This window comes from Kitasatospora sp. NPDC001175, assembly GCF_053598215.1.
This window is the reverse complement of sequence record NZ_JBSFJU010000079.1, coordinates 19,706-28,389: the sequence shown is the minus strand read 5'-3', so window position 1 is coordinate 28,389 and position 8,684 is coordinate 19,706. Positions and strand designations below refer to the sequence as shown.

General features: G+C 71.5%; 5 protein-coding genes and 1 pseudogene. 1 reads left to right on the top strand and 5 read right to left on the bottom strand.

The features are described from left to right. Nucleotides 1–214: 214 nt before the first annotated feature. Nucleotides 215–571, bottom strand: a complete 357-nt coding sequence (locus tag ACWDAK_RS35065; RefSeq protein WP_344641049.1) for a DUF5132 domain-containing protein — start codon at nt 569–571, stop codon at nt 215–217. A 395-nt stretch (nt 572–966) separates the two neighbouring features. Then, nucleotides 967–1,068 (bottom strand): annotated as a pseudogene (locus ACWDAK_RS35060) (EamA family transporter); the annotation flags it as partial. A gap of 102 nt (nt 1,069–1,170) precedes the next feature. Between ACWDAK_RS35060 and ACWDAK_RS35055 the strand changes: the two are divergent. Continuing rightward, nucleotides 1,171–3,273, top strand: a complete 2,103-nt coding sequence (locus ACWDAK_RS35055; RefSeq protein ID WP_427395777.1) for a trehalose-6-phosphate synthase — start codon at nt 1,171–1,173, stop codon at nt 3,271–3,273. Between the two features lie 159 nt (nt 3,274–3,432). Here the strand turns inward: ACWDAK_RS35055 and ACWDAK_RS35050 are convergent, their stop codons facing one another. From ACWDAK_RS35050 to ACWDAK_RS35040, 3 genes are read right to left on the bottom strand one after another with little or no spacing between them, the layout of a single operon-like run. Further along, nucleotides 3,433–5,619 carry an alpha/beta fold hydrolase gene (locus tag ACWDAK_RS35050; protein ID WP_427395778.1) on the bottom strand — a complete coding sequence of 729 codons (2,187 nt, stop codon included), beginning with the start codon at nt 5,617–5,619 and terminating at the stop codon, nt 3,433–3,435. A 14-nt stretch (nt 5,620–5,633) separates the two neighbouring features. Then, a complete protein-coding gene (locus tag ACWDAK_RS35045; protein WP_344641046.1) occupies nt 5,634–7,418 on the bottom strand; it encodes an N-acetylglutaminylglutamine amidotransferase in 1,785 nt (594 codons plus the stop codon). A 6-nt stretch (nt 7,419–7,424) separates the two neighbouring features. Continuing rightward, complete coding sequence (locus ACWDAK_RS35040) at nt 7,425–8,546, bottom strand: carboxylate-amine ligase (RefSeq protein WP_344641045.1); 1,122 nt, start codon at nt 8,544–8,546, stop codon at nt 7,425–7,427. Nucleotides 8,547–8,684 lie beyond the last annotated feature (138 nt).

Sequence of the window (8,684 nt, the reverse complement as noted above, 5' to 3'; positions counted from 1 at the left end):
CCGGCTGCGGCACCCAGCAGAGATGACATGTGTACGATCACCTGTTTGCAGAGGTCGCAAAAACCGCCACGGGCACGACGGATTACTGCGACAGAGTGGAATTCCCTGAGGAAAAGTGATGCCGTCGGCGAGCCTGCGACCGACTACCGTGGACGCGTTTCCCGGAGGATCGGAATTCGCGTCCACATGGCGACCAGGGCCGCCGAACAGGCCATCAGTGGGCCTTGCCGGCGCCGGCGGTCGCGCGAATCTTCGGAGTCCTCGCCTCGCCCTCGGCCCGGTCGGCGGGCTCGTCCTTCTCGTCGTTCGGGGCAGCGGTCCCGGCGGCCCGCTGTCCGTCGCCCGAACGGGCTCCGACGTCACCGGCGGCGATCTGGGCCGCCATCGCCTCGGCGGCCACCTCGGCCGCGAGGTCGTGAATGTTCTCTCCGGCCTCATGGGCCGCCTTCTTCACCTCCATCGCGAGACCGACGGACGTCTTGACGACGCCGCGCACCAACGGCTTGACGAGACGCTTGGCCAGTGGCGCGATGATGAGGCCGACCAGGAAGGACGGTACTACGGGCGGCATGGCGCTCCATCCTCTCTACGCAGACGCACGACAGGAACCCGGGCACTGCGAACACCGAAGCAGCGCACAGCTGGGCGGACGGAAGCTCATATTTCTGGAATTCGCGATTCGACTACCGGTCCGAATTCCTCGTCGATGGGGTCCACCGCCCGCTCTCCCGCCACCGTAGTCGAACCATATCAATCAAGGCCAAAAAGTCCCGGCCGCTTTCACCCCTGCGAGTGATCTTGATCTCCCCAAGTAGCTCGGATTGCCGTATGCATATTCACCGGACCAATCCCTAGTCTTACTTTTACTACTTGATAAGGATTTCCGAGTTCACGTGCCACCCGCCGCCGCAGGGGGAAAAAAACGGCAGCCCGCCGCCTCCCAGCACCACCTCGTGGAAGGCCCACAGCCAGCGCCCCGATCGCCGGTGCCAGGCTCATCAGTACCGCGAAGGTCGCCGCAGGCGGGCGGCGCAGCGCCAGCAGCTCCAGCGTGTACGGCAGCCCACCGGCCAACGCAACCTGACCCGATCTCCAACGGCCCCGCAGTGCCGCGGCCAGCCTCGAGGTGAACCCTTCACCGCGCTGGGTGTGGGTGCTAGCGTCGCTCGGATGTCGAGGATTCTGGTCACCGATCTGGACGGCACCTTACTCGGCGGCACCCCGGACGACCGGCGCCGACTGCGAGACGCGCTGGCCCGCCACCCCGAGGTGACGCTGGTCTTCGCCACCGGCCGAGGACTGTCATCCACCCGTGAGGTGCTACGCGATCCGCTCGTCCCGCGACCTCGGTGGATCATCGCCGACGTCGGCGCCACCGTCATCGACGGCACGGACTTCACCCCCGTGGATCCCCTGCAGGAACACCTGCGCGCCGGCTGGCCGGGAGCGGACCGCGTACGCGCCGCGTTACGCCGCTTCCCCTCGCTCACCTACCAGCACGGCGTCGTCCAGGACGGCCGCTGCTCCTACCACCTCGCCCCGGGCCGGCTCACCGACGAGCTCATCGCAGCCGTCGAAGCCCTCGGCTGCACCTGGGTGCACTCCGCCGACCGCTACTTCGACGTCCTGCCACCAACAGCCTCCAAGGGCAACGCCCTTCGGGCCCTGGCCGGGAAACTGGGCTGGCAGCCCAAGGAGATCCTGGTCGCCGGCGACTCCCTCAACGACCTGTCACTGTTCCAACTCGGCGCACACGCAGTGATCGTCGCCGGTGCCGAGCCCGCACTGCTCACCGCACTCGCCGCAGACCACCGGGTCCACCGTCCCCGCCAAACCGGCGCGGCCGCGATCCACGCCACGCTTCGGCACCTCGGCTGGGTCTCCCCCGCCCTTGACCGTCCCGCACGCCGACACTCGCTCGTGGTGGCCTACCACCGCCCACCGCTGCACTGGAACGGCGAGAGCTGGCAGCCGCCCTCCAGCCCCAACGGCATCCTGCCCACCCTGACCAGCGCCTTCTCCGAAGGCCTGCCAGGCATCTGGGTCACGGCCCTGGCTGGCGACGACCAGCAGACCACCCGCCCGCACCAAAGCGGACTGCCGCTCTCCCTCGTGCCGCTCAGCACCGCCGAGTGGAGCGGCTACTTCCACCGCGCCTGCAAGGAAACACTGTGGCCGGTGCTGATGTCCGAACCCGGCCGGTCGGCCTTCGACAGCGACGCCTGGGCCGACTACCGCACGGTGAACGCACGCTTCGCCCAGCACATCAGCGCCGAGGCCGCACCCGGCGCCACCGTCTGGCTCCACGACTACAACCTTTGGCTCGTCCCCGGCCTGCTACGCAGCACCCGCCCCGACCTCAAGACCGGACTCTTCCACCACACCCCCTTCCCACCCCCGCAGGTCTTCACCACCCTGCCGGTCGCCGCCGAACTTCGTACCTCCCTCGCCTGCCTGGACTGGGCCGGCTTCCACACCGACCTCTTCGCCGAGCACTTCCGCCGGACCCTGGCCGGCCTGCCGGGCATGCCGCACATCGCCGTCCATCCGCTCGGGATCGACCGACCGGCCATCGAGAAACCCGCCCGCCTCCACACACCACAGCGCCGCCCGGCCACCGGCCGCGTGGTGCTCTCGGTCGAACGCCTCGACTACGCCAAGGCCCCGGTCCAGAAGGTCGACGCCATCGACCACCTCCTCACCCACCAGCCCGAGCTGCGCGGCCGGCTGACCTTCCGGCTCGTCTGCCCGCCACCCGAGCCGGGCATCACCGCCTACGACACCACCCGCCAACACCTCGAACAGCGCATCACCGACATCAACACCAAGTGGCAGAACGGTAGTTGGCAGCCAGTCGACTACCTTCCCCGCAACCTCTCCACCACCGAGGTCATCAACGAGTACCTGGCCGCCGACGTACTCTGGGTAACCTCCCTGCAGGACGGAATGAACCTGACCGCCAAGGAGTTCATCGCCGCCCAGGCCGCCCTCCCCCATCACCACTCTGACGAGCCGGGAGTCCTGGTGCTCTCCCGCCACGCCGGCGCCGCCGCCGAACTCGGCGACGCGGCCCTGCTCACCGACCCACACTCACCCGACGACCTCAGCACCGTGCTGGCCCGGGCCCTCGCCCTCACTCCCGCCGAACGCCGCGCCCGCATGAACAAGCTCTCCGAACTCCTCGGCCATGAACGGCCCGCCGACTGGGCAACCCGGATCATCCACGCCATCCGGAACAGCGACGCCACCGTCAGGCCACCGACGGGCGTGTGAGCGATCTTCCGGACACGCTCCCGTGTGGTCAACCTCGGATAGCCCGGCCGCGCCGGGGTCGGGGGTTGTCAGCGAGTCGTCGCCGGTAGTGGCCGCGGCGGGCGGTGGTGGCGGGGGCCGTGGCGGGTGGCCGGGCCCGTCCGTCGTATGACGTCCCGGTCACTCGGCGAGATGGCGCTCGATCCAGGCGGCCGCGGTGCGGCGGAACAGGACGCGGCTGCGGGTGCGCCGGAACTCGTGGCCCTCGTTGGGCAGTATCAGCAGTTCGGCGGGGATGCCCCGTTGCCGGGCTGCCCGCACCAACTGTTCGGACTCGCCCGGCGGGACGTTCGTGTCGTGCTCACCGTGGATGGCCAGCACCGGTACCCGCAGTGCGTCGATGTGGCTCATGGGGGACAGGGCGCGCAGCAGCTCACGGTCCCGTTCGGGGTGGCCGTACTTGGCGGCGGCCGATCGCGCGATCCAGGGCTCGGTGCCGGCGAAGAACGTCAGGAAGTCCGACATGCCGCACACCGAGACACCGGTGCGGAACAGCTCCGGGTGCCAGACCAGGGAGGCCAGCGTGAGGTACCCGCCGTAGGAGTGCCCCATCACGGCCAGCCTCCGGACGTCGGCGAGGCCGAGGGTGATCAGGTGCGTCGCGCAGTCCGCGACGTCGTTGATCGCTGCGAACCGCCTGTCGCCGAGGTCGGCGTTGACGAAGGAACGGCCCGCGCCCAGCGAACCGCGCACGTCGGGGGCGAAGAGGTCCAGGCCGTGGCCGAGCAGCTCGTGGTAGAGCGGATCGAACACCGGCCGTTCCTGCTGCTCCGGCCCGCCGTGCAGGTGGATGACGCACGGCGCCCGGCTGTCGGGCTCGCGGCCGGAGGCCCGGTAGTACCAACCGCTCAGGGCCAACCCGTCACGGGACCTCAGGCGCAGGTGCTCAGGACGGACCGGCGGGTGCTGGTCGGGTGCCACGACGTCCTCGTCACGCGAGGACCACGGGGTGCGCAGCGGTGTCAGACCGTCGGGCGTGTGCCAGACACCGGGCCGGCGGCGGGAGCCGGAGACGGCCAGTGTCATCCCCCGGGGGCCCGCCGGGGTGATCCGGGTCACCACCTCGTGCGGCAGCGACAGGGCGCGCACCGGGTTTCCGGCGTCAGTGGAGCCGCCTGCCTCCAGCCCGACGCCCCTGCCGGCCCCGGCGCGCGGCGCCGTGGGCCGCGGCGGGGCGGCGGGCAGGGCGATGGCCTCCAGCTCGGTGCGGCCGTGCATGTTCCACGCCAGGACGGCGCTGCGGCCGTCGTCCGGGATCGACAGCAACTCCAGGTCGGCGCCCTCGCGTTGTGCGGTCACCGCACGGCACAGGCAGGTTCCGTCCGGTCCGAGCTCGGCGGTGACCAGGGCCGCGAACTCACGCTCGGCGTCGCTGCGCAGGTGGAGCCACCGCCCGTTGGGCGAGAACCGGCCGATCCATGGGTCGCCGTCGGCCACTGGCAGCGCGTAGGCCGTCACGCGGTCCGCGGTGCGCAGCACCACGGCCTCACGTCCGCCGCGCGGTCCGCGCAGCAGCAGAACGAGCCGGCCGTCCGCGGTGCTGTCGCACAGTCGCAGCGTGGCACCGGCGGGCTCGGTGGCGATGAGCTCGGGTGGGCGCACACCGGCTGGGTCGGCCAGGTAGACGGCCAGCCCGCCGCCGGTGAGATGCGGCTCGGGCGCGGGTGCGCCGGGCGTCGGCGGGCGCAGCGCGACCAGCGGTGCGGCGCTGGGGGCGGGTGCTCCCACTTCGCTCCAGTGCACGCCGCCGAGCGGGACCGGGTGCCCGTCGCCGCTGTCCCGCTCCCTCGGCGGCACCTTCTGGTACGACGGCGGAGCGGCGGGGCCGGGGCCGCTGTGCTGCGCGGTGGGCGGGCCCGCCGGCGGGTCGGTGGCGGTGATGGCGAGGGCCGAACCGTCGCGGCTCCAGCGGCCGAGGTAGGCGGTGCTGCCCGGTGCGGCGCCGGCCAGCACCCGGCGGTCGCGGCCGTCCGGTCGGACGCAGAGCACCCGGGTGAGTTCGCCGCCGCCGGGCGCGGTGGTGTAGGCGATCCAGCGGCCGTCCGGGGACCAGGAGACCTCGATGACCGGGTCGAGTCCGGTGTCCAGCAGGTGCACGTCGTCGCTGTCGGCCGTTCCCGTCCACAGCTGGGGCACTCCGCCCCGGTTGCAGATGAAGGCCACCCGCGCGCCGGTGGGGTCCGCCGATGGGTACCAGCAGCCGTGCGCGCTGACCGGGCTGTGCGTCTCCCTGTCGCCGGGGGCGTCCGGGAGGGACTCGGCCAGGGGGGCCGCCGGGGTCTCGGGATCCGTCTGCCGGTTCGCCACGCCGTGCCTCCCGTTCAGCCGATCCCGTGGGACTGCAGCCACATCTCCAGCAGGGCCACCTGCCACAGGGCGTTCGCCCCGCGCGCTGTGCGGTGGGCGTCCGGTGCGGCGAGCAGCTCGGCCAGGTATGCCTGCTGGAAGACTCCCCGGGATCTGGCCTCGGGGGCCGTGAGGGCCTGGCGGATCCGGTCGAGTACCTGCGGAGCCATCCGCCGGATCGCCGGAACCGGGAAGTAGCCCTTGGGCCGGTCGACGACCTCGCGCGGCAGCAGCTTCCAGGCGGCCTCCTTGAGGACCCCCTTGCCTCCGTGGGCGAGCTTGAGCTCCGGTGGGCAGGCCGCGGCCAGCTCGACCAGTTCGTGGTCCAGGAACGGTACGCGGGCCTCCAAGCCCCAGTCCATGGTCATGTTGTCGACCCGTTTGACCGGGTCGTCGACCATCAGGACGTGGGTGTCCAGCCGGATGGCCGCGTCGAGGGCGGTCTCGGCGCCCTCGGCCGCCATGTGGGCACGCACCAGCTCGCCGGAAGCGTCGTGCTCCGTCAGCAGGTCGGGCTGGAGGATCCGGCCGAGTTCGGCGTGCGAGCGGTCGAAGAAGGTCCGCACGAAGGTCTCGGGCTCCTGCTCGCGCGGCACGGCCGCCAGGGCGGGATGCCAGCGGTACCCGGCGAAGATCTCGTCGGCGCCCTGCCCGCTCTGCACGACGCTGACGTGTTTGGAGACTTGTTCCGCCAGTAGGTGGAAGGCGACAACGTCGTGACTGACCATCGGCTCGCTCATGGCGCTCACCGCCCTGTCCACGGCGGTCTGCAGCCGATCGGAGGGCACCATGATCTGGTGGTGGTCGGTGGCGAACTCCCGGGCCACCAGGTCAGAGTAGTGGAACTCGTCGCCCTTCTCGCCGCGTTCGGTCTCGAACCCCACGCTGAAGGTGGCCTGGTCGTGCTGGCCGGACTCGGCCAGCAACGCCACGATCAGGCTGGAGTCCAGGCCACCGGAGAGCAGCACCCCGAGCGGCACGTCCGCGACGGTGCGGCGCCGGACGGCGGTGCGCAGTGCGTCGAGCACGGCGTCCCGCCAGTCGGCGGGGCCCATGCCCGCGTGCTCGGGCCGGCGGCAGTGGGACGGCTGCCAGTAGCACTCGTCGTACTGGCGGCCGTCCGGCTCGACGACTCGGACGGTCGCCGGCGGCAGTTTGCGTACCCCGGCGAGCACGGTGCGCGGCGCGGCGACCGTACCGTGCAGGCTCAGGTACTGGTGCAGCGCGGCCGGGTCGAGGGAGGTGTCCACCCCGCCTCCGGCGAGCAGCGCGGGCAACGAGGAGGCGAAGCGCAGCCGGCCGGGCCGCTGGGCCAGGTAGAGGGGTTTGATCCCGAGGCGGTCGCGGGCAAGCACCAGCCGTCCGGTGTCCAACTCGGCCACGGCGAAGGCGAACATGCCGAACAGGCGCAGCACGCAGGCAGACCCCCACTGCCGGTAGGCCGTGAGCAGCACCTCGGTATCGGAGGTGGAGAAGAAGCGGTGCCCCAGCGCCTCCAGTTCCTGCCGCAGTTCCCGGTAGTTGTAGATGCACCCGTTGAAGACCCCGGTCAGCCTCGCCTCGGAATCGGTCATCGGCTGGGCGCCGCGCTCCGACAGGTCGATGATCTTCAGGCGCCGGTGACCGAGGGCCAGGGCGCCCTGCGACCACATGCCCCGGCCGTCGGGCCCGCGGGCCGCCAGCCGGTCGGTCATGCGCTCCACGGCGGCCAGGTCAGGGCGCCCGCCGTCGAATCGGATCTCACCGCTCAGCCCGCACATGCCAGCTCACCTTCGTCCGGGCGCTGGTACGGGGGCTCCGGTCGCGGGGCGGGTACGGGTTTGGGCCATCAGGAAGTCGACGGCCGCCGTCAGGTCCCCACCGGCGGCGATCCGCCGTAGCTGGTGGGCGACGTCGCCCAGGTCCAGGGTCTCCTCCGTCATCGCCGAGACGAGCTCCCAGTCGCCGAACTCCTCCAGCGTCGGCCGCAATCGCGTCAGCATCGTGCGGACCACTGCCCGCGCCGGGCCCGCCAGGCCAGTGGTGGGATCGACCAGGTCACCGCCCAGCCCCGAGCGAGCGGCTCGCCAGGTCATGGCGCGCAGCCACTGCGGCCGGGTGTGCCCGCACTCGCCGGTCCCCCGTACGGCGGCGCAGGCATCCACCACCAGCGCGCGGAACAGCCCGGCGATCATCACCACCGTCTCCACCCGGGGGCAGGCGTCGCAGATCCTCAGCTCCAGGGTCTGCTGGTGCGCGGAGGGCCGGATGTCGTAGTAGACCATCCCGGCGTCGCTGATGACTCCGGAGCGCACCAGACCCGTCACGGCCGCGTCGTAGTCGGCCGCCGAGGCGAAGCAGCCGGCCGGCCCGCTGGTGGGCCACCGCTGCCACAGCAGTGTCCGCCAACTGGCGTAACCGGTGTCCCTGCCGAGCCAGAAGGGCGAACTCGTGGACAGCGCCAGCAGCGTGGGCAGCCAGGGCGAGACGACGCACATCGCGCGCACGGCCGTGTCACGGTCGGGCACGTCCACGTGGAACTGCACGCCGCAGATCAGCTGCTCGTCGGCCACTAAGCGGTACTCGTCGACCATGTGCAGGTAGCGGGGGTGCGGGGTCGCGTCCACCGTCCCCACCCGGGCCAGCGGTGCGGTGCCGGCCGCGACGATCGCCAGCCCGAGTCCCGAGGCGGCCTCGGACAGGGTCTGCCGGGAGCGGGCCAGATCCTCGTGCAGGGCGTCCAGCGAGACGTGGACGCCGCTGTTGGACTCGACGACCGACTGCAGGAACTCGGTGACGAAGCCGCGCGCCGGCAGGCGGTCCAGCACCTCGTGGGCCCGTGCCACCAGCATGCGGCTCTCCACGTCGACGACGTGGAACTCCTCCTCGACTCCCATCGACACGGCCATCAGACACCTCCGAGCCGGTCCGGCACTACGGTGGGCCACCGCCCCGGACGGCCGCTTTACGCGGCGTCCCGCCTCCGGAGAACCAACCTCCCACGACCGCCCCCGCGCCGCATCAGGAACCGTGACAGGTCGCAGCCG